This is a genomic window from Microbacterium sp. 13-71-7 (genome assembly GCF_002257455.1).
In the GTDB taxonomy this organism is placed as follows: Bacteria; Actinomycetota; Actinomycetes; order Actinomycetales; family Microbacteriaceae; genus Microbacterium.
On the sequence record NZ_NCKN01000046.1, the window covers coordinates 1 to 20,972 of the forward strand.

Annotated in this window: 21 protein-coding genes; 6 read left to right on the forward strand and 15 right to left on the reverse strand. The window is 71.2% G+C overall.

Annotated features, from left to right (window positions below; genetic code table 11):
- A partial coding sequence (locus tag B7X32_RS06605; RefSeq protein WP_292717804.1) for an HNH endonuclease signature motif containing protein occupies positions 1-315 on the forward strand: 315 nt, incomplete at its 5' end.
- A gap of 142 nt (positions 316-457) precedes the next feature.
- On the opposite strand, the gene B7X32_RS06610 is transcribed toward B7X32_RS06605, so the two are convergent.
- Positions 458-1,267, reverse strand: coding sequence for an isoprenyl transferase (locus B7X32_RS06610; RefSeq protein ID WP_292717807.1), 810 nt, complete (start codon positions 1,265-1,267; stop codon positions 458-460).
- A complete protein-coding gene (gene recO / locus B7X32_RS06615) occupies positions 1,264-1,992 on the reverse strand; it encodes a DNA repair protein RecO (RefSeq protein ID WP_292717809.1) in 729 nt (242 codons plus the stop codon). The genes B7X32_RS06610 and recO overlap by 4 nt, the downstream gene beginning before the upstream one ends.
- A 35-nt stretch (positions 1,993-2,027) precedes the next feature.
- Between recO and B7X32_RS06620 the strand changes: the two genes are divergently transcribed.
- Positions 2,028-2,714 (forward strand): TRIC cation channel family protein, encoded by a 687-nt coding sequence (locus tag B7X32_RS06620; protein WP_292717811.1) that lies wholly within the window; start codon positions 2,028-2,030, stop codon positions 2,712-2,714.
- A 130-nt stretch (positions 2,715-2,844) separates the two neighbouring features.
- Here B7X32_RS06620 and leuA read toward each other — a convergent pair whose 3' ends face one another.
- Positions 2,845-4,608, reverse strand: a complete 1,764-nt coding sequence (gene leuA, locus B7X32_RS06625) for a 2-isopropylmalate synthase (protein ID WP_292717813.1) — start codon at positions 4,606-4,608, stop codon at positions 2,845-2,847.
- A gap of 251 nt (positions 4,609-4,859) precedes the next feature.
- Between leuA and thrC the strand changes: the two genes are divergently transcribed.
- Positions 4,860-6,281 carry a threonine synthase gene (gene thrC / locus B7X32_RS06630; RefSeq protein ID WP_292717815.1) on the forward strand — a complete coding sequence of 474 codons (1,422 nt, stop codon included), beginning with the start codon at positions 4,860-4,862 and terminating at the stop codon, positions 6,279-6,281.
- Positions 6,282-6,369: 88 nt separating this feature from the next.
- Complete coding sequence (locus B7X32_RS06635) at positions 6,370-8,160, forward strand: DUF2207 domain-containing protein (RefSeq protein WP_292717817.1); 1,791 nt, start codon at positions 6,370-6,372, stop codon at positions 8,158-8,160.
- Positions 8,161-8,188: 28 nt separating this feature from the next.
- On the opposite strand, the gene B7X32_RS06640 is transcribed toward B7X32_RS06635, so the two are convergent.
- From B7X32_RS06640 to hrcA, 9 genes are read right to left on the reverse strand one after another with little or no spacing between them, the layout of a single operon-like run.
- Complete coding sequence (locus tag B7X32_RS06640) at positions 8,189-9,130, reverse strand: NADP-dependent oxidoreductase (protein WP_292717819.1); 942 nt, start codon at positions 9,128-9,130, stop codon at positions 8,189-8,191.
- Position 9,131: 1 nt separating this feature from the next.
- A complete protein-coding gene (era, locus tag B7X32_RS06645) occupies positions 9,132-10,052 on the reverse strand; it encodes a GTPase Era (RefSeq protein ID WP_292717821.1) in 921 nt (306 codons plus the stop codon).
- Positions 10,042-11,340, reverse strand: a complete 1,299-nt coding sequence (locus B7X32_RS06650) for a hemolysin family protein (RefSeq protein WP_292717823.1) — start codon at positions 11,338-11,340, stop codon at positions 10,042-10,044. Before B7X32_RS06650 ends, era begins: the two co-directional genes overlap by 11 nt.
- The gene (gene ybeY, locus B7X32_RS06655; protein ID WP_292717824.1) at positions 11,337-11,801 is read right to left on the reverse strand and encodes an rRNA maturation RNase YbeY; all 465 of its coding nucleotides are present in this window, start codon (positions 11,799-11,801) and stop codon (positions 11,337-11,339) included. The genes B7X32_RS06650 and ybeY overlap by 4 nt, the downstream gene beginning before the upstream one ends.
- Entirely contained in the window at positions 11,798-12,871 is a 1,074-nt protein-coding gene (locus B7X32_RS06660) for a PhoH family protein (protein ID WP_292717837.1), read from the reverse strand. Before B7X32_RS06660 ends, ybeY begins: the two co-directional genes overlap by 4 nt.
- Before the next feature lie 4 nt (positions 12,872-12,875).
- A complete protein-coding gene (locus B7X32_RS06665) occupies positions 12,876-13,223 on the reverse strand; it encodes an HIT domain-containing protein (RefSeq protein WP_292717825.1) in 348 nt (115 codons plus the stop codon).
- A 38-nt stretch (positions 13,224-13,261) separates the two neighbouring features.
- The gene (locus B7X32_RS06670) at positions 13,262-13,990 is read right to left on the reverse strand and encodes a 16S rRNA (uracil(1498)-N(3))-methyltransferase (protein WP_292717826.1); all 729 of its coding nucleotides are present in this window, start codon (positions 13,988-13,990) and stop codon (positions 13,262-13,264) included.
- A gap of 6 nt (positions 13,991-13,996) precedes the next feature.
- Positions 13,997-15,103 (reverse strand): molecular chaperone DnaJ, encoded by a 1,107-nt coding sequence (gene dnaJ, locus B7X32_RS06675; protein WP_292717839.1) that lies wholly within the window; start codon positions 15,101-15,103, stop codon positions 13,997-13,999.
- A 49-nt stretch (positions 15,104-15,152) separates the two neighbouring features.
- Positions 15,153-16,187 carry a heat-inducible transcriptional repressor HrcA gene (gene hrcA, locus B7X32_RS06680; protein ID WP_292717827.1) on the reverse strand — a complete coding sequence of 345 codons (1,035 nt, stop codon included), beginning with the start codon at positions 16,185-16,187 and terminating at the stop codon, positions 15,153-15,155.
- Between the two features lie 117 nt (positions 16,188-16,304).
- Between hrcA and B7X32_RS06685 the strand changes: the two genes are divergently transcribed.
- Positions 16,305-17,744 (forward strand): carboxylesterase family protein, encoded by a 1,440-nt coding sequence (locus tag B7X32_RS06685; RefSeq protein ID WP_292717828.1) that lies wholly within the window; start codon positions 16,305-16,307, stop codon positions 17,742-17,744.
- 10 nt (positions 17,745-17,754) lie between these two features.
- Here B7X32_RS06685 and hemW read toward each other — a convergent pair whose 3' ends face one another.
- The 3 genes from hemW to B7X32_RS06700 are packed head-to-tail and all read right to left on the reverse strand — an operon-like array spanning position 17,755 to position 20,636.
- On the reverse strand, positions 17,755-18,990 hold the full coding sequence (hemW, locus tag B7X32_RS06690; RefSeq protein WP_292717829.1) for a radical SAM family heme chaperone HemW: 1,236 nt from the start codon (positions 18,988-18,990) through the stop codon (positions 17,755-17,757).
- Positions 18,991-19,003: 13 nt separating this feature from the next.
- Positions 19,004-19,654, reverse strand: a complete 651-nt coding sequence (locus B7X32_RS06695) for a DUF1990 family protein (RefSeq protein ID WP_292717831.1) — start codon at positions 19,652-19,654, stop codon at positions 19,004-19,006.
- 46 nt (positions 19,655-19,700) lie between these two features.
- Complete coding sequence (locus tag B7X32_RS06700; protein ID WP_292717833.1) at positions 19,701-20,636, reverse strand: DMT family transporter; 936 nt, start codon at positions 20,634-20,636, stop codon at positions 19,701-19,703.
- Positions 20,637-20,734: 98 nt separating this feature from the next.
- On the opposite strand from B7X32_RS06700, the gene B7X32_RS06705 reads away from it, so the two are divergent.
- The coding region (locus B7X32_RS06705; protein ID WP_292717835.1) for a LysR family transcriptional regulator at positions 20,735-20,972 on the forward strand (238 nt) is incomplete at its 3' end.

A 20,972-nucleotide genomic window follows, 5' to 3' on the forward strand; every position in this document is an offset into this window, starting at 1 on the left:
ATCGCCCTCGCCGTTCGTGACGGCGGATGCCGATGGACCGGCTGCGACCGGCCCGCGTCCTACTGCGAAGCCCACCACATCGACGAATGGGCCCGCGACGGCGGGCGCACCGACATCGACCGCGGGATCCTGCTCTGCCGCTTCCACCACATGGAGCTCCACCATGGCCGATGGCAGATCACCCGCCACCGCAAGGATGACTTCGTCCTGCACCACCCGGACGGGCAAGAATCCGTGCTGCATCCGAGACTCCCCCTGAGATACGCCTGGGGGAACATCGACCCACCACCAAAACGCATCCACCCCGCCGCCTGAACGTGGCTCCACGAGGGAGCGGGTCAGGCAGGGCTCGCATGACCCGCGGCACCGCAAGGCACCCACAAGGCACCGCACCGCACCGCACCGCACCGAGGCCGCCTCTACCGCGAGACCGCCACTATGGCGACCCCTCCTCGACTCAGGCTTCGGAAACGGCGTAGGGCGTATCGACCGCCCCGCCGAAACGACGGTCACGGGAGAGATAGACCCCGATCGCCCGCCACAGCTCCTCGCGGGAGAAGTCCGGCCACAGCGTGTCCAGGAACACCATCTCCGCATACGCGGACTGCCAGAGCAGGAAGTTCGACGTGCGCTGCTCCCCCGAGCTCCGCAGGAACAGATCCACATCGGGCATGTCCGGGATGTACAGGTGCCGACGGATCGCCTTCTCCGTGATCGCACTCGGGCGCATCCGCCCGGCCTTCACATCCTCGGCGATCGCGCGCATCGCATCGACGAGCTCGATGCGCCCGCCGTAGTTGATGCACATCGTGAGCGTGAGCGTGTCGTTCCCGCGCGTCAGCTCCGACGCGTACTCCAGCTCCTTGATGACGGAACCCCACAGGCGCGGCTTGCGTCCTGCCCACCTGATCCGCACGCCCCACTCGTTGAGCTGGTCGCGACGGCGATGCAGCACGTCGCGGTTGTACCCCATGAGGAAGCGCACCTCCTCGGGAGAACGCGCCCAGTTCTCCGTCGAGAACGCGTACACGCTGAGGTGCTTGACGCCCGCCTGGATCGCACCGGCCACGACGTCGAGCAGCACCTCCTCCCCCGCCTTGTGCCCCTCGATGCGGTTGAGCCCACGGCGATTCGCCCAGCGGCCGTTGCCATCCATGACGATCGCGACGTGGTTCGGCACCGCGGGGAACGCGGGCGGCTGCACGCCGGTCCAATCCAGCGGACGGTACGGGACGGCGTCCTTGTGCGTGTACGGCTTGGGGCTCAACGGGTTCCCTCCACGAGCGAGAGCGAGCGGATCCCCCGCTCGAGATGCCACTGGGCATAGGCGGCGATGACACCGGACGCGGCCGCGGTGTCGCGATCGGACGCGGAGTCCACGCGCTCCCAATCCCCCGCGATCAGGGCGCGGAGCACCTCGATCGCCGTCGCGGGGATGCGCGGACTGCCCACGGGCGCGCACTCGTCGCAGACGATGCCGCCCATCTGCGCGACGAACACCGAGTGCGGGCCGGGCTTCGCGCAGCGCGCGCAGTCGTCGAAAGACGGCGCCCAGCCCGAGAGCGCCATGACCCGCAGCAGATAGGAGTCCAGGATGCTGCGAGCGGCATGCTCGCCCCGAGCGAGGGCGCGCAGCCCGCCCACGAGCAGCAGATACTGCTCCGGCGTCGCCTCGGAGTCGTTCAGCCGGTCCGCCGTCTCCACCATGGCGTTGGCGGCCGTGTAGCGGTCGTAGTGCAGCGCGATGTCGGCGCCGTAGGAACCGAGCGACTCGGCCTGCTGCACGATGTCGAGCGAACGGCCCTGGTACAGCTGCACGTCCGCCACCATGAACGGCTCGAGCCGCGATCCGAACTTCGACGAGGTGCGGCGCACCCCCTTCGCCACAGCCCTGACCTTGCCGTGCGCGCGCGAGAGCATCGTGACGATCCGGTCGGCCTCGCCGAGCTTGTGGGTGCGCAGGATCACCGCTTCGTCTCGGTAGGTGGGCATTCCTCGATCATCCCACTCCCGGGGACAATAGAGCTGTGACCGAACCGACCTTCACCATCCCGCTGTGGGCCGATCTCCTGGGCGTGGGCCTGGGCGGCGTACAGGGCGCCATGTTCGCGAGCGGCTTCCGGGGCGAACGCCGCCTGGACCTGCTCGGCGTCGCCATCATCGGGATCATGATCGGCATGGGCGGCGGCCTCATCCGCGACATCCTCCTCGGCCAGCCGCCCGCCTCGCTGCACAGCAACTGGTACCTCCTCACCGCCGGAGGCGCGGCGCTCGTGGGCATGCTTCTCGCCGGCCTCTTCCAGCGGCTCAACGCCGTGGTCGTGGGTCTCGACGCCGTCGTGATCGGCATGTTCGGCGCCTTCGGCACGAGCAAGGCCATCGCGTTCGGGCTGCCCGAGGTGCCCGCGGTCTTCATCGGCGTCTGCGCGGCCGCCGGCGGAGGCGTGCTCCGCGACATGCTCATGGGCCTGCCGGTGTCGATCATGCACGTCGGATCCCTGTACGCCGTCGCCGCCGGCGCGGGTTGCGCCTTCATCGTGATCGCGCACGGACTCGGCATGGGCATCGTGCCGGCCGCGATCATCGGCATCGTCGTCACCGCGATCATCCGCGTGCTCGCCGTGGTGTTCGACCTGTCGCTGCCGGAGCAGCGCGCGCTCTACCGCCGCCGCGTCGCCGCCGAGACCGGGATGATCCCGATCATCCGCCCCTGAGACACGTCTGCGCCCCGGATCCGGCAGGTTCTGCCGGATCCGAGGCGCAGGCGCAGTCACGCGAACGGTTGCGTCGCGGACGAATCCTCCGCACACGGGGTGACGGTGCGGAGAAGCTTCGGGCGGGCGCTCAGGCCGTGACGAGGTCCGCGTCGGCGGCGGCCCTGGCGCGGATGGAGCGGTTCACGCAGGACACGATGGCCTTGAGCGACGCCGTGGAGATGTCGCCGTCGATCCCGACGCCCCACAGCCGCTGGTCGCCGACCTGCAGTTCGACGTACGCCGCGGCCTGCGCGTCACCGCCGGTCGAGAGCGTGTGCTCGACGTAGTCGTACAGCGAAATCTCGAAGCCGCGCTGGCGCAGCACCTCGATGAACGCGGCCACCGGGCCGTTTCCACGCCCCTCCGCCTCGACGCGCTCCTCGTCGTCGCGCAGCACGACGTCAAGCGTGACGTCCCCGGACATGTCGCTGTTCGTGCGCGTGCCGAGCAGCTCGAACCGACCCCACTTGGCGTCGTCGGCCGAGGCCGGCAGGTATTCGTCGTTGAAGATCGCCCAGATCTGCTCGCTGGTGACCTCGCCGCCCTCGGCGTCGGTCTTGCCCTGCACGACCCCGGAGAACTCGATCTGGAGCTTCCGCGGCAGGTCGAGGGCATGATCCGTCTTCAGCAGGTACGCGACGCCGCCCTTGCCGGACTGCGAGTTGACCCGGATGACGGCCTCGTAGGAGCGACCCAGATCCTTCGGGTCGACCGGCAGGTAGGGCACACCCCACTCGATGTCATCGACCGTCACGCCCTGCTCCTCGGCCCGCGCGGCCATCGCCTCGAAGCCCTTCTTGATCGCATCCTGGTGCGATCCGCTGAACGCGGTGAAGACCAGATCGCCGGCCCACGGGCTGCGCTCCGGCACGGGCAGCTGGTTGCAGTACTCTGCCGTGCGCTTGACCTGGTCGATGTCGCTGAAGTCGATCTCGGGGTCGATGCCCTGCGTGAACATGTTGATGCCCAGCGCGACCAGATCGACGTTGCCGGTGCGCTCGCCGTTGCCGAACAGGCACCCCTCGATGCGGTCGGCGCCGGCCATGTAGCCCAGCTCCGCCGCCGCGATCGCGGTGCCACGGTCGTTGTGCGGGTGCAGCGAGAGGATCACGTTCTCGCGGTGGTTCAGGTGACGGCTCATCCACTCGATCGAATCGGCGTAGACGTTGGGAGTGGCCATCTCGACGGTCGCCGGCAGGTTGATGATCACCTTGCGGCCGGGGCTCGGCTGCAGGATCTCCAGCACCTCGTTGCAGACCTCGACGGCGTACTCGAGCTCGGTGCCGGTGTAGCTCTCGGGCGAGTACTCGTAGTAGACCTCGGTGTCGGGGATGCGCTTCTCGAATTCGCGGCACAGCCGCGCCCCCTCGAGCGCGATCTGCTTGACGCCCTCACGGTCGGAGCGGAACACGACCTCGCGCTGCAGCACGCTGGTGGAGTTGTAGAAGTGCACGATGGCCTGCTTGGCACCGGCGATCGCCTCGTAGGTGCGCTCGATGAGGTGCTCGCGGCACTGCGTCAGCACCTGGATCGTCACGTCGTCGGGGATCAGGTCCTCTTCGATGAGCTGGCGCACGAAGTCGAAGTCGGTCTGGCTCGCCGACGGGAAGCCGACCTCGATCTCCTTGTAGCCCATGCCGACGAGCAGCTCGAACATGACGCGCTTGCGCTCGGGCGACATCGGGTCGATGAGGGCCTGGTTGCCGTCGCGCAGGTCGACCGCGCACCAGCGCGGCGCCTTCGTGATGCGGGCGGAGGGCCAGGTGCGATCGGGCAGGTCCACGCGGATCTGCTCGTGGAACGGCCGGTACTTGTGGACCGGCATCGCGGAGGGGCGCTGGTTGTTCATCATGAGGGGTTGCTCTTCTCGTCGCTTCAAGTGTGGGGCGGGCCAACACGAACACCGCGACGAGTGGGGCCCTCAGATACAGATACGGGACTCGTCGCGGCAGCTAAGAAGAAGCAGACCGCCTGCGCGCATGCCGACATGCTAGCACGGCGTCATCCGGGCCTCGGGGCTGTGACGGACCTGCGAGAATCGATGCACGCGGATCCGCACGCCCACGATCGGATCCGAGACGCCCGACTTTCGAGGAGCATCTCGTGCAGTACATCTCCACCCGCGGTGGCGGGGAGCCGAAGACCTACAGCGAAGCACTCCTGGAGGGACTGGCCGTCGACGGCGGCCTGCTCGTCCCGGAGCAGCTGCCGAAGGTCGACGCAGCGACCCTCGAGTCCTGGCGCGCGCTCGACTACGCCCAGCTGGCGACCGAGGTGCTCGGCCTGTTCGCCACCGACATCCCGCGCGAGGACCTCGCGGCGCTCTGCGCCGCCGCCTACTCCCCCTCCGTCTTCGCGACGCCCGTCCCGCTCACCCCGATCGGCGGCGGGATCACGCTCGTCGGCCTCTCCGAGGGTCCGACGCTCGCGTTCAAGGACATGGCGATGCAGTTCCTCGGCCAGGCGCTCGAGTACGCGCTGGAGCGCACCGGCGGCGTCCTGAACATCGTGGGCGCCACCTCGGGCGACACCGGGTCGGCCGCCGAGCACGCGCTGCGCGGCAAGGACCGCATCAGCGTCTTCATGCTCTCGCCGCAGGGCAGGATGAGCCCGTTCCAGCGCGCGCAGATGTACTCGCTGCAGGACGCGAACGTGCACAACATCGCCGTCGACGGCGTCTTCGACGACTGCCAGAACCTGGTCAAGGATCTCGCCGGCGACCTCGACTTCAAGAACGCGCAGCATCTCGGCGCGGTCAACTCGATCAACCTCGCCCGCATCACGGCACAGGTCGTCTACTACTTCTGGGCGTGGCTGCGGGCCACCGACGCCCTCGACGCGGCGCAGCGAGAGGGCTTCGAGGTGTCGTTCGCGGTGCCCTCGGGGAACTTCGGCAACATCCTCTCCGGCTTCTTCGCCCGGGGCATGGGGCTGCCGATCCGCCGGCTCGTGCTCGCCGCGAACGAGAACAACGTGCTGGACGACTTCTTCCGCACCGGGGTCTACCGCCCCCGCAGCGCCGCGCAGACGCTCGCGACGTCGAGCCCCTCGATGGACATCTCCAAGGCGTCGAACCTGGAGCGCTTCATCTACGACCTCGTGGGCCGCGACCCGCAGGGCGTCGTCCGCGCCTGGGACGACCTGTCCCGCACCGGCGTCTTCGACTTCACCGCGGAGCTGCCGCGGTTCGCCGACGAGTTCGGCATCGTGAGCGGCACCAGCACGCACGCCGACCGTCTCGCCACGATCCGCGCCGTGCACGAGGAGAGCGGCACGATCATCGACCCGCACACGGCCGACGGCGTGAAGGTCGCGCGCTCGTTCGTGGAAGACGGCGTGCCGATGCTCGTGCTCGAGACCGCCAAGCCGGAGAAGTTCGGCGAGACGATCACCGAAGCGCTCGGGATCGAGCTGCCGCTCTCGGACGAGCTGCAGACCCTGCTCGCCGCCCCGCAGCGCGTCACCGAGATCCCGAACGACGAGGCCGCGCTGCGCACGATCATCGAGACGAGCGCGCTGCACTGAGCGTCGCGACGGCTGCACGGCGCTGCAGGGCGCCACGCAGGGCGCGGAGGAGCTCGGCGCGAGGGCTGCGGCGGATAGTCTGGCTGGCATGACGGCTCGACTGCGCGCCCGGCTGCTCGCCCTGCTCGGCGCCCTCGCCCTCGTGCTGGCCCCGCTGCTGGCGGCACCCGCCGCGCATGCCGACACGAACGACTTCTCCTACGCGTCCTGGGATGCGCAGTATCGGCTCGGCCGCGATGCGGACGGCCGCGCGACGCTGGCTGTGGCCGAGACGCTCGTCGCGGACTTCCCCGAGTTCGACCAGAATCACGGCATCCTCCGCGGCCTGCCGACCTGGTACGAGGGCGCACCGCTCGGGCTGCACGTCGTCTCGATCACGGATGGCGCGGGCAGGCCGGTGCCGTACGACGACAGCGAGACCGACAACGGCGAGCGTCAGCTGAAGATCGGCGATCCTGACGCCTATGCGCATGGACGCACCACCTATGTGATCCGCTACACGATGCGCGACGTCGTGCACCGGCCCACCGACCGGGCGATCGACGAGTGGTACTGGAACCTGCTGCCGCTGAACTCCACGCAGCCGATCGCCCATTTCTCGGCCGAGCTGTCCTTCGCCCCGGAGGTCGACGCCGCGATGATCGGCGCCCCTTCCTGCTACGCCGGGCCCGCCGGCGCCACGACGCCGTGCACGCTCTCCCCCGCCCCCGCGAACGGCGGGTTCGCCGTCACGCAGGACGGGATCCCCGCCGGATCCGGCGTCACGGTCGCGTTCCCACTGAAGGAGGGGACCTTCGCACAGGCGCCGGCACGACAGCCGGATGCCATGACGGACGTCGCGCCGTACCCCGTCGCGGGCCTCGCCGCGGTGCTCGCGATCGGCGGCCCGATCCTCGGCATCGGGCTGCTGCGCCGGAGCGGGCGCCGCAGCGGCCGCGGCATCGTGGTCGCCCAGTACGACGTGCCGGACGCGCTTCCGCCTGTCCTCGCCGCCGAGATCGAGGGACGCAGACCCGTCGCGGATTCCGCGGAGATGGTGCACCTCGCGGTCCGCAGGGCGATCCGCATCTCGGACGGGAGCGCCAAGCCGGTGCTCGAGCTGCTCGACCCCTCCCTCGCGCCTGATCCGCTCGATGGGGAGGCGCTGCAGGCGCTGTTCCCCGGAGATCCCGTCGGCACCACGCTGCATCTCGAGGTGCCGAACGACGCCCTCGTCACGCGGCTCAAGGCGCTCTCCGGATCCGCCCGCGTCGCGGCGTTCGAACGCGGCCTGCTCACGCGCCGGCGCTCCGTGCTCGCGGTGGTCCTGAGCGCCATCGGGCTCGCAGCGGGACTCGGCGCGGTCGCGCTGGCGGTGCCGGGCATGGCGGTGGGCCGCCCCGCGGCAATCGCGACCTTCGTGGTCGGGATCGTCGCATCGGCGATCGCGCTCGTCGCCCTCCTCGTCTCGCTGCCGCGCCGCTCCGTGCTCACGCCTCAGGGCGCCGAGACGCGCGAATACCTCCTCGGGGTGCGCGAGTACATCCGGCTGGCCGAGGCCGACCGGATCCGCATGCTGCAGTCGTACCGCGGGGCGGAACGCCGCGCGGACGGGACGGTCGACGTCATCGTGCTGTACGAGCGGCTGCTGCCCTACGCGATGCTGTTCGGCATGGAGCGCGAGTGGGGTCAGGTCCTCGCCGTGCAGTACGAACACGACGGCGTCACGCCCGGCTGGTACTACGGCTACACGGGTGCGAGCTTCGCCGGATCGCTCAGCGGCATGAACAGCTCGCTCAGCCCGACCCCGACGCCGAGCACGTCATCCAGTTCCAGCGGCTCGTTCGGCGGCGGGTTCTCGGGCGGCGGCGGAGGCGGCGGATCCTCCGGCGGGTGGTGAAACCGGAGATCCGACGTCGGAGAGCGCGTCAGGGGATCAGCGCGAGCTTGCCGCCGGGATGGCCATCGGCGAGGAACCGGGTGGCCTCGATGGCGTCGGCGAGCGGATAGGTGCGCGCGAGGGGCACCACGAGGCGTCCCTCGTCGGCGAGGCGGACGAGCTCTCCGCGGATGCCATCGCGGAAGACCGCGCTGGCGGGCTGCGCTCCCGCGATGGCGGCGAAGCCGTGCTCCGCAGCGCGACCGGGCGCCGCGATCGTGACGATCCGGTCGCGGTCCTCGACGAGCGCGAGGGACACATCGACGGCCTCGTCCGTGCCGACGGCATCGAGCGCCGCATCCACAGGGAAGCCCGTACCCCGCACGCGATCGCGCAGGCCGGCGCCGTAGGAGACCGGAATTCCGCCGAACCCGCGCACGCGCTCCGCGCCCGCCTCGCTCGTCGTCCCGATCACGCGGATGCCGCGCAGGGCCGCCAGTTGCAGCACCATGACGCCGACCGCGCCCGAGGCGCCGTGCAGCAGGATCGTCTCGCCGGCGGCGGCGTGCACGCGGTCGAGCATCTCCGCCGCGGTGGTGCCGGCGAGCAGCAGGTTCGCCGCCTCGGCGTGCGACAGCGGCCGAGGCTTGAGGAAGGCCTTCTCCGCGGGGATCGTGAGCGCGGTCGTGTAGCCGCCCTGCACGCGGAAGGCGATGACGTCGTCGCCGACCCGCGCCTCACCCGATCCGATCCTGGTGCCGGGTCCGATCGCGAGGATCTCGCCGGAGACCTCGTAGCCGATCGGCACCGGCAGGGCGACTCCGGGCCTTGGCGCGGCGACGTGCTTGCGGTCGGCCGGATTCATCCCGGCGGCGCGCACACGGATCGTGACCTCGCCGTGCTCCGGATCCGGCGCCGTCGTGTCGGCCAGCCGCCAGCGCTCCGGCCCGCCCCACTCCGTGGCGATCCACTGCTGCGCCGCGACGCCCACGTCAGAACCCCAGCCGCCCAAGCTGCTTCGGGTCGCGCTGCCATTCCTTGGCGACCTTCACGTGCAGGCCGAGGAACACCCGGGTGCCGAGCAGCTCCTCGATCCCCGCACGGGCGGTCGCGCCGACATCGCGGAGCCTGGCGCCCTTGCGTCCGATGATGATCGCCTTCTGGCTGTCCCGCTCCACCACGATCGAGGCGTGCACGTCGGTCAGGTCGGAGTCCTCGCGGCGCGAGATGTCGTCCACGACCACGGCGATCGAGTGCGGCAGCTCGTCGCGGACACCCTCGAGGGCCGCCTCGCGGATCATCTCGGCGATGCGGTCCTCGGTCGACTCGTCCGTGACGATGTCGTCCTCGTACAGCGACGGTCCCTCCGGCATGAGGGAGAGCACCTCGTCCGCGAGCACGTCCAGCTGCACCCGCGTGAGCGCGGAGAGCGGGATCACGGCCGCCCAGTCCTCGCGCAGGGAGTCGACCTCCATGAGCCGTTCGGTGATCTCGTCGCGCTCGGCGATGTCGACCTTGGTCACGATCGCGACCTTCTTCGCCCGCGGGTAGCCGTCCAGCGATGCGGCGATGCGCTTGTCGCCGGGGCCGACCTTCTCGGTCGCCGGCACGCAGAAGCCGATCACATCGACGTCGCCGAGCACCTGTCCGACGAGGTCGTTCAGGCGCTCGCCCAGCAGCGTGCGAGGGCGGTGGATCCCCGGGGTGTCCACGATCACGAGCTGCCCGTCCGGACGGTTCACGATGCCGCGGATCGCGCGCCGCGTGGTCTGCGGCTTCTCGCTGGTGATCGCGATCTTCTCGCCGACCAGCGCGTTCGTGAGGGTGGACTTGCCGACGTTCGGCCGTCCCACGAAGGTCACGAACCCGCTGCGGTGCGGGGTCGGGGTCTCGGTGTCTCGCTCATCGCTCATCGTGGTTCTCCTTGTTCTGATCCCCCGCGAGCGGCTCCTCGGCCCGCTCCACGAAGACGTATTCGATGCCGCGCCCGCGGCCCCGCGAGGCGCCGCCGGTGAGGAGCAGCCCGCGCACGACGGCCGTCGCGCCGGGAGTGGGGATGCGGCCGAGCTCCTTGCCCAAGAGCCCGCCGATCGAGTCGACGTCGTCGTCCTCGAGTTCGACGCCGAACAGCTCGCCCACGTCCTCGAGGCTCATCCGGCCGCTCACCCGGTAGTGCCCCGGCTCGAGCTCGACGACCTCGGCGCCGGGCCGGTCGTACTCGTCGGAGATCTCCCCGACGAGCTCCTCGATGAGGTCCTCCATCGTGACGAGCCCGGCGATCCCGCCGTGCTCGTCGATCACGATGCACACGTGCACGGCTTCGCGCTTCATCTGCTGCAGGAGCGTCTCCGCACGCATGGACTCCGGCACGAAGACCGCGGGGCGGGCGAGCCGGCGCACCGAGGCGGCCCGCCAGCTGCGGTCGTCCCGGTACGCGAACTGCACCAGATCCTTGAGGTAGAGCACGCCGACCACATCGTCCGCCTCGTCATCGACGACCGGGATGCGCGAGACGCCCCTGGTGAGGAAGAGGTCCATCGCCTCGGACGTCGTCGCCGTGGCGTCGACCGTGACCATGTCGGTGCGCGGCACCATGACGGCGCGCACGAACTGGTCGGTGAAGTCGAAGACGGAGTGGATCAGCTCGCGGTCGTCCGCCTCGATGAGATCGTGCGAGGCCGCCTCGTCGACCATGCTGAGCAGCTGCGTCTCCGTGGCGAAGGTGCTCCGCCCCGCCCCCGGCGTGACCCGGCTGCCGAAGACGGCGAGCCCCTGCGCGATGGGGCCGAGGATCACGCGCACCGCGCGGATCGTGGGGGCGCAGGCCCGCAGCATCGCGTCGGCGTGCTGGCGGCCGAAGGAGCGAGGGCTCGCCCCGACGAGGACGAACGTGATGCCCGTCATGATCACCGCGGCGGCGAGCATCGCCCACCAGATCTGATCGTCGAACAGCAGCACGAAGGCGACCGTGACCAGCACCGCCGCCGCCGTCTCCACGAACACGCGCATGAACGCCACGGCGTTCGCGTGCGGTTCCGGATCCGCGGCGATCCTGGCGAGGGCCGGCGCGTTGCGCCCCTCGGATCCCATCTCCTCCAGATCCGCTCGGGAGGTCACCGACAGCGCCGCGTCGATCGCGGCCATGAGACCGCCGAAGGCGACGAGCAGGATCGCGCCGGCGAGCAGCAGGAATGGAGTCATCGACCCTGGGAGCGCTCGTCCGCGGCGAAGCCGGCGATGAGCTCGCGCTGCAGGCCGAACATCTCCTTCTCGTCCTCGGGCTCGGCGTGGTCGAAGCCGAGAAGGTGCAGCAGCCCGTGCGTCGTGAGCAGGATCAGCTCGTCCATGAGCGTGTGCTTGGTGGCCGCGGCCTGGGTCTCCGCGACCTGGGGGCACAGCACGATGTCGCCGAGCAGTCCGGGAGGCGTGGGACGGTCGATGGTGCCGGGACGGAGCTCGTCCATCGGGAAGCTCAGCACGTCGGTGGGACCTGGCTCGTCCATCCACTGCACGTGGAGGGCCTCCATGGCGCCCTCGTCGACGAGGACGATGGCGACGTCCGCATCCGCACTGACGTTCAGCTGGCCGAGGTTGCGCTCGGTGAGGCGCAGCAGCACCGTCTCGTCGATCGCGATGGCCGACTCGTTGTTGATCTCGATCATTTCAGGCCTCGTTTCGGCATGCGGTCTCTGGGTCCGGGGCGCTGCTGCCCCGCGCGGCGCTCGGCGCGGTTGGCGAACTCCGCCGCCTGCTCGCGCTCGGTGCGGGCCGCGGTGCGCTGCTCGTCGTACTCGGTGTACGCATCCACGATGCGCCCGACCAGCGAGTGCCGCACGACGTCGTCGCTCGTGAGCCGCGAGAAGTGGATGTCGTCGATGTCCTTCAGGACCCGGGTCACGACGCGCAGGCCCGAGGCGCCCTGCGGGAGATCGACCTGGGTGATGTCGCCCGTGACGACCATGCGCGTGCCGAATCCGAGCCGGGTGAGGAACATCTTCATCTGCTCCGGCGTGGTGTTCTGCGCCTCGTCGAGCACGACGAACGAGTCGTTCAGCGTGCGGCCGCGCATGTAGGCGAGAGGGGCGACCTCGATCGTGCCGCTCGCCATCAGGCGGGGCACGATCTCCGGATCCATCATCTCGTTCAGCGCGTCGTACAGCGGGCGCAGATACGGATCGATCTTGTCGGTGAGCGTTCCGGGCAGGAATCCCAGCCGCTCGCCCGCCTCGACGGCGGGGCGGGTGAGGATGATCCGCTCGACCTCCTTGCGCTGCAGCGCCTGCACGGCCTTCGCCATCGCGAGATAGGTCTTGCCGGTGCCGGCGGGGCCGATGCCGAACACGATCGTGTTCTCATCGATCGCGTCGACGTACTCCTTCTGGCCCAGCGTCTTCGGCCGGATCACCCGTCCGCGCGTGGACAGGATCGCCTCGCCGAGGACCTCGCTCGGACGCACGCCCTCGCGCTCGAGCATGCGCGCCGACTGCGCGACGTCGCTGGGGGCGAGCGCGTGCCCGGAGCGCGTCAGCTCGATGAGCTCGTCCACGAGCTTCTGCGCCGAGCGCACGGCCGCGGGTTCGCCCGTCAGGGTGACCTCGTTGCCGCGCACCATCACGTCGACCGCAGGATGCTCCTTCTCGAGCATCCGCAGCAGCCGGTCCTGGGGGCCGAGCAGCTGCACCATCGCGACCCCGTCCACCTCGATGCGGGCCGAGGTCATCGACTCCGCCATGTCATCAGAAGCCAACGAGCTTGTTCTCCTCGAGATTGCCGAGCACGTGGGCGTGCACGTGGAAGACGGACTGCGCGACGCTCGCGCCGTTGTTGAAGATCAGGCGGTACTCGCCGTTCGCGTGCTCATCGGCGATCTCCTTGGCCGCGGCGACCATCTTCGCCATGAGTCCTGGGTCGCCCGCGGCGAGTTCCGTGACATCGCGGAACTGCTCGGACTTGGGGATCACGAGCACGTGCAGCGGCGCCTGCGGGTTGATGTCGCGGATCGCGAAGACGTCGTCGGTCTCCAGCAGGATCTCGCCGGGGATCTCCCCGTTCAGGATGCGCGTGAAGATCGAGGGTTCGCTCATGCGCCCAGTCTATCGGCGCGGTGCTGCGCGACGGCGGACTACCAGCGCCCGCGCGCCACGTTCAGCACGGCGATCGCGGCCGGGCCCGCGGTCGACGTGCGCAGCACGGTGTCGCCCAGCAGCACGCGCTCTGCGCCCGCGGCGACGAGCCGCTCGATCTCCTCGGGGGCGATGCCGCCCTCCGGTCCCACGACCAGCACGATGTCGCGCTCGTCCGGGACGAGGGCGGACAGCGCCGCGGGGGCCGTGGGATCCAGGATCAGCACGCGCTGCGTCGCCGCGCGACGCGCCAGATCTCCGGTCGTCTCCACGGCGGCGACCTCGGGGATCCAGGACCGATGCGCCTGCTTGGCGGCCTCGCGCACGATCGTCGACCAGCGCTCCCTGCCCTTCGCGGCCTTGGCGCCCTCCCACCGGGAGACGCTGCGCGCCGCCTGCCAGGGCACGATCTCGTCGACGCCGAGCTCGCACGCCGCCTGCACCGCGAGCTCGTCGCGGTCGCCCTTCGCGAGCGCCTGGACGAGCAGGATCCGAGGGGCGGGACGGGGATCCTGCCGGCGCGAGAGGATCCGCACCTCGACGAGCCCCGGCGCCGCGGAGGCGACCTCGCCCTCCAGCCAGGCGCCTGCCCCGTCGCCGAGCGTGATCGGCTCCCCGATCCGCACCCGGCGCACGACGGCCGCATGCTTGGCCTCGGCGCCGGTGAGGGCGACGACGGATCCGGCCGTCGCCGCCGTCGCATCGGGCGTCACGAAGTGCAGGGCCATCGCGGATCAGCCCCGGAAGCGGTCGCGCAGCTTGGAGAACAGGCCCTGGTGGAACTCGGCGAGCCTCGGCGCCGGCGCCTTGGTGCGCTTGGCGAAGTCCTCGATGAGCTGGCGCTCCTTGTGGTCGAGCTTCGTCGGCGTGAGCACCTGCACGCCCACGCGCAGGTCGCCGCGCTGGCTTCCCCGCAGCGGTGTGATGCCGCGGCCCTTGATCGTCAGCACGTCGCCCGACTGCAGCCCCTGTCGGATCTCCAGATCCACGGGTCCGTCCAGGGACTCGATCGTCGTCGTGGCGCCCAGGATCGCGTCGCTCATCGCGACCTCGAGGGTCGCGAGCAGGTCGTCGCCGTCCCGGCTGAACCGGGCGTGCGGAGCGACGGTCACCTCGACGTACAGGTCGCCGTTCGGGCCGCCGGCGCGGCCGACCTCGCCGGAACCGGGCAGCTGCAGGCGGAGGCCCGTCTCGACGCCGGCCGGGATGTCCAGCCCGACCGTGCGACGAGAGCGCACCCTGCCCTGGCCGTTGCAGGTCTGGCACGGGAACGGGATCGTCGTGCCGAAGCCCTCGCAGGAGCCGCACGGCGCGGTCGTGATGACGTTGCCGAGCAGGCTGCGCACCTGCTGCTGCACGTGACCGGAGCCTCCGCAGATGTCGCAGGTGACGGGCGAGGTGCCCTCCTGGCAGCAGGACCCCTGACACGTCTCGCAGAGCACCGCCGTGTCCACCTCGATGTCGCGGTGCACGCCGAAGACGACGTCGCCGAGCTCGAGCGTGACGCGCACGAGTGCGTCCTGACCGCGCTCCCGCCGCGAACGGGGACGTGCCGCGCGCGCCCCTCCGCCGCCGAAGAAGGTCTCGAAGATGTCGCCGAAGCCTCCGAAACCGCCGAAGCCGCCGTTGCCGTTCTGGTCGCCGCCCATGTCGTAGCGGCGCCGGGAGTCGGCATCGCTCAGCACGTCGTAGGCGTGCGTGACGAGCTTGAACCGCTCCGCCGCGTCCTCGCTGGGGTTCACATCGGGGTGCAGCTGACGTGCGAGCCGCCGATAGGCCTTCTTGATCTCGTCCTCACTCGCGTCGCGCGAGACGCCGAGGACCTCGTAGTGATCCGTCACCATCGCCTTTCCGGGCCGCCGAGCGGCGGCGCGTGTGTTCTGCGGCCGCTCAGCGGCCGGTCTCGTCATCCTCGAGCAGCCTCGACAGGTAGCGGGCCACGGCCCGCGCCGCCGCGAGATTGCTCGGGTAGTCCATCCGGGTCGGCCCCATCACGCCCACGCGTGCGGTGCCGCCGTGCGTCACGTAGTCGCTCGCCACGATCGATGCCTCGCCGAGGCCGAACGCCGCGTTCTCCGTGCCGATGCTCGCGGCGAGGCCGTGCTCGTCGACGCGCATCTCGCTCATCAGCCGCAGCAGCGTCACCTGCTCCTCGATCGCCTCGAGGAGCGGATGGATGCTGCCGCGGAAGTCGTGCTCGCGGCGGGCGAGCGTCGCCGCCCCCGCCATCACCAGTCGCTCCTGGCGGAACTCCGCGAGCTCCTCCGCCACGGCGCGCAGCACGGCGGCGCGGGCCGCGTCGATGCGGGGGCCGTACGACGTCTCCGCCGCCGCCTCCACGCGCTCGGCGCCGCGGCGCACCGAGCGGCCGGTCAGCAGCTCTGTGATGACCGCCCGGAGCAGCCCGAGCTCGGCGTCGTCCAGCTCGACCGGCAGCGGGACGATCCGCTGCGACACGCCGCCCGCGTCCGTGACGAGAACGATCAGCAGCCGGTTCGGCGCGAGGGCGACGAGCTCGACGTGCGTGATGTGCGCTCGGGCGAACGACGGGTACTGCGCGAGGGCGACCTGACCCGTGAGCCGCGTGAGCACGCGCACGGTGCGCACCATGAGGTCGTCGAGGTCGGCCGGATCGGCGAGGAAGGCCGTGATCGCGCTGCGCTGGGCCGCCGAGAGCGGCCGCACCTGCGCGAGGTGGTCGACGAAGACGCGATAGCCCTTGTCGGTCGGCACACGCCCGGAAGAGGTGTGCGGCGCCGCGATGAGGTCCTCGTCCTCGAGCTGGGCCATGTCGTTCCGGATCGTCGCGGCCGACACGCCGAACGCGTGCCGCTCCACGATCGACTTGCTGCCGACCGGCTCATTCGTCTCGACGTAGTCCTCGACGATGGCGCGGAGCACCTGGAGTCCGCGTTCCGAGACCATCGCTCCTCCTCACCGTTGGCACTCGTGCATCCTGAGTGCCAATCCTATCCTGCCGGGCCCTTCGACAGGCTCAGGGACCGGAGATGTCGAGGATCCGGCACTCCCTAGGATGTGGCCATGGACCAGGACGTCGTGCGCACCAGGATCTCCTCCGGCGAGCTGATCGGCCGGCGCAGCGACGGCATCGACCGGTATCTGGGCGTGCCGTACGCGGCCCCGCCCTTCGGCGAGGACCGTTTCCGGTCGCCGCGACCCGTCGAGCCCTGGTCCGCGCCGCGCGACGCCGCGGCTTTCGGGCCCACCGCGCCGCAGCTCCCGTACACGGGCGCGACCGCCGAGATCCTCGGCACCCTCCGCATCGACGGCGACGACATCCTCACGGCCAACGTCTGGACTCCGGCGGGCGCGGACGCCGCTCCTGTGGTGCTGTGGATCCACGGCGGCGCGCTCGAGCGCGGCACCGCGGCGCTTTCGACCTACGACGGCACGGCGTTCGCCCGCGACGGCGTGGTGTTCGTCAGCGTCAACTACCGGCTGGGATCCGAGGGCTTCTCGGTGCTCGAGGACGCGCCGCGGAACCTGGGCCTCCAGGACGTCGCGGCGGCCCTGCGCTGGGTGCGCGACGAGATCGCGGCATTCGGCGGCGACCCAGACCGGATCACGCTGATGGGCGAATCCGCGGGAGGCGCGCTCGTCGCCGCGCTGCTCTCCCGGCCCGACTCCCGGTCGCTGGTGCGCGGCGGGATCGTGCAGTCCGGTCCGCTCGAGGCGCAGGCCCCCGAGCGCGGCGGACGGGTGACCCGCCAGCTCGCGAAGCGACTCGGGGTCGCGGCGACACGCGAGGCCTTCGCATCCCTCGCCCCGGACGCACTGCTCGAAGCGCGACGCGCTCAGGCGGCCGGTTCCTCCCCTCTCGGCGGCGCCCCGGGCTTCCAGCTCGTGCGGGATCCCGAGTCCCTCCCCCGGTCGCCCCATGAGGCTCTCGCCGACGTCGACGTGCCGCTGCTGATCGGCACCAATACGGACGAGTACCGGCTCTGGTTCCCGCCGGAGGCCCTGAACGGGATCCGGCCGTCGAAGCTCCTGCTCGCGCGCCTCGCCCTGCGGATCCCCGCCGCGGCGGCCAGGGCGGTGCGCGCCGATCATCCCGGTGCGAGCACCGGGGAGGTGTTCGGCCAGCTCGCCACGGACCTGCTGCTGCGCGCGCCGGCCACCCGGGCCGCACGTGCTCGCACCGCACCCACCTTCCTGTACGAGTTCTCCTGGCCGAGCGCGGTGCGCGATCTGCGGGCGGCGCACGCCCTCGAGCTCCCGTTCGTGTTCGACCGCCTCCAGGATCCGGAGAGCGCCAAGATCGCCGGCGCCGCGCCGCCGCAGCCGCTCGCCACCGCGATGCACGACGCCTGGGTGCGCTTCATCCGCGACGGGGATCCGGGCTGGCCCGCGTTCGACGCTCGGCGCACCGCGGCGCTGTTCGACGGTGCGGGTGCGGACCCCGTGATCGGGCCGCAGCGGCGGACGTCCGTGGTGGACCTGCTCCCGGCCGAGAAGGGCTGAGGGCGCGCGCTCAGTCGGTCAGGGCGCGCACCACCGCGTCGGCGAGCAGCCGGCCGCGCAGCGTGAGCACGAGCGTGCCGCGCAGGGCGGCGCCGGCGTCGACCAGGCCGTCCGCGATGAGCCCCGCGACCCTGGTGCGGGCGTCCGCCGCGATCGCGTCGAGCGGCATGCCCTCCGACATCCGGGAGCGCAGCAGGATCCGCTCGAGCTGCCCGGCCTCGGCGTCGGGGCGCTCCGTGGCCGCGGCCGGGGACTCCCCCGCCGCGAGCCGCTGCGCGTACGCGGCCGGATGCTTCACGTTCCACCACCGCAGGCCCGCGACGTGGCTGTGCGCTCCGGGCCCGAAGCCCCACCAGTCCGTGCCGCGCCAGTACGCCATGTTATGCCGGGAGCGCTGGTCCGCGCCGCCGTCACCGGCCGGCCGGCGGGCCCAGTTGCTCACCTCGTACCAGTCGAAGCCGGCCTCGCCCAGCAACTCGTCGGCCAGCTCGTACATGTCCGCCTGCAGGTCGTCGTCGGGAGCGGGCACCTCGCCGCGACGGATCTGGCGGGCGAGCTTGGTGCCGTCCTCGATGATCAGCGCGTAGGCCGAGATGTGATCCGGATCGAGGGCGATCGCGGTCGTCAGCGAGGAGCGCCAGTCCTCCAGCGACTCCCCCGGCGCGCCGTAGATGAGGTCGACGCTGACCGCCAGGCCGGCGGCACGGGCGGCCTCGACCGCGGTGCGCACGTTCTCCGGCCGGTGCGTGCGGTCCAGCGCCGCGAGCACGTGCGGCACGGCCGACTGCATGCCGATCGACATCCGGGTGACCCCGGCCGCCGCGAGCTCCTCTGCGACCTCCGAGGTCACCGTGTCGGGGTTGGCCTCGACGGTGACCTCGGCGCCGTCGGCGATGCCGAACGCGTCGATCGCGGCGCCGAGCATGCGGCCGAGATCGCCGGGCGGCAGCAGCGTCGGCGTGCCGCCGCCGAAGAAGACCGTGCTCAGCGGCCGCAACGGACCGCGCTCCGCGAGCACCTCGCGAGCGAGGACGATCTCCTGGATCAGCGTGTCGGCGTACGCATCCTGGCGCGCCCCGCGCAGCTCGGACGCGGTGTAGGTGTTGAAGTCGCAGTATCCGCAGCGCACGCGGCAGAACGGCACGTGCAGGTATGCCGAGAAAGCGCCATCGGGGTCGATCGGCAGATCGGCCGGCAGCCGGCCGTCCGCAGGCGCCGGATCCCCGAGCGGCAGGGGGCCGGCCATCAGGAAGGCGCCATCAGACGGGCGTCGCGTACAGCGGGGAGATCGCGCGCAGGTACCGCGCGAAGAGCTCGCGCCGGCGACGCTTCACCAGGTAGGGGAAGCTGCGGTAGAGGAAGCTGTTCGGGCGATCGAACGCGCGGACGGTGAACCACACCTCGTCGGCGTCGTTCCACTCGATGTCGAACGACTCCTCGCCGCTCACGACGGATCCGGCGACGGTGCCCAGCACGAAGCCGATCCGGTGCGTCTGCTCGGTCACCGAGATCACCCGCAGCTCGGCGTCCGCGCGCATGCCGGAGACCCGTCCGTGCAGTTTGAGCGTCATGCCTGGAGCCGCCCAGGGAGTGCCGTCCTCGTCGTAGCGCGGCTCGATCTCGGTGTGGCTCGGGGCGATCGGAGCACCCTCGGCGTCGAAGCTGACCCCCGCGTACCCGGGGCTCGAGGCCGGACGCACATCGGTGAGCTGGAGACCGGCCGCGCGCTGGGCCGTCCACGAGAGCAGGGCGTCACCGGCGGTGCGGAACCGCTCCTCGCCGCTGCCGAGCCGCCACGACTCCTCGGCGGGGATGCTGCGCTCCGGCGGATACTGCATCAGGTCGGGCGCGTGGGTCGCCCCCACGGCGGCATAGTCCACCGTTCCTTCTCGGAATGTCCCGCGACGCATGACAACCAGACTACTGGCCGAGTCCGAAGGACTCATCCAGGTTCTCCTAAGGCTGGGATGCTGCTCGCGCGGGCGCGCGCGTGCGATCCCCCGGTTCCTGGGCGGCGGGATCCGCCGCGGGAGGGCGGTCGTCGCCGAGTCGCAGCACCGACGCCGCCGCCCCGAGCACGAGCCCGATCGCGCCGGCCACGGAGAGCGGTTCCCCCAGCACGAGCAGGGCCGCCACGGCCGTGGCCGCGGGGATCACGCTGAACAGGATCGATGCGGCGTCCGCGCCCACGGCGCGCACGAGAGCCGAGTACAGCACGGTGCCGCCGAGGCCGATCACGACGATCCCGCAGAGCAGCGCCCAGGATGCGACGCCGACCGGCGGACGCGCGGGCTCCGTCAGCGCCAGCGCACCCGCGACCGGCGCGGAGACGACGACGCCGATCAGGGTGAACATCGCCGGGTGGACTCCGCGCAGAGACCGCCCCTGCCAGAGCGCCCCGAGCGAGACCGCGAGGAGCGATCCGCCCACGGCCAGGATCACGGGGCCGATCCGCGGATCCGCGAGCACGATCGGCAGGCAGGCGACGAGCACCGCCGCCGCGCCCAGCGCGGTCGACACCAGAGCCCGGCGGGAGGCGCGCCGTCGCAGGATCAGACGGGATAACAGCGCGGTGACGACCGGATTCATCGCGATGACGAGGGCCGTGAACCCCGCGCCGACACCGTGCCCGAGCGCCCAGTAGGTCCCCACGAACTGCCCCGCCTGCGACAGCAGCCCCGCACCCGCCGCGACCGCGAGAAGACGACCGCGCGGGAGGGGCGTCCGCAGCAGCGCGCACACCACGAGCAGCACGAGCACGGAGAGCCCGAAGCGCAGCAGGAGCAGCAGGAACGGGCTCATCGTGCGCAGGGCGAGCGAGGTCAGCGCGTAGTTCACCGCGTAGAGCGTCACCATGGTGCACGCCGAGACGGCGACGGTCGTTCTGGTCATGCCGCCAGGTTCGCCGCTCCTCGCATCAGGCGACGCATCTCATCACGAATCCTGATGGATAGCGCGGGACGATGGCCGCGGTGGCGCAGGATGGATCCATGAGCAGCATGGAGATCGCGGAGCTGCGCAGCCTCATCGCCGTCGCGGCGTTCGCGGGCGTCGGCCGGGCTGCAGCCGCGCTGCACCTCTCCCAGCCGACGGTCTCCGCGCACCTGCGCCGCCTCGAGGGCACGCTCGGCCTGCCCCTCGTCGAGCGGCGCGGACGCAGCATCGCCTTCACCGTCGCCGGGGAGTCGCTCGTCCGCGACGCGCACCGCATCGTCGCTCTGCACGACG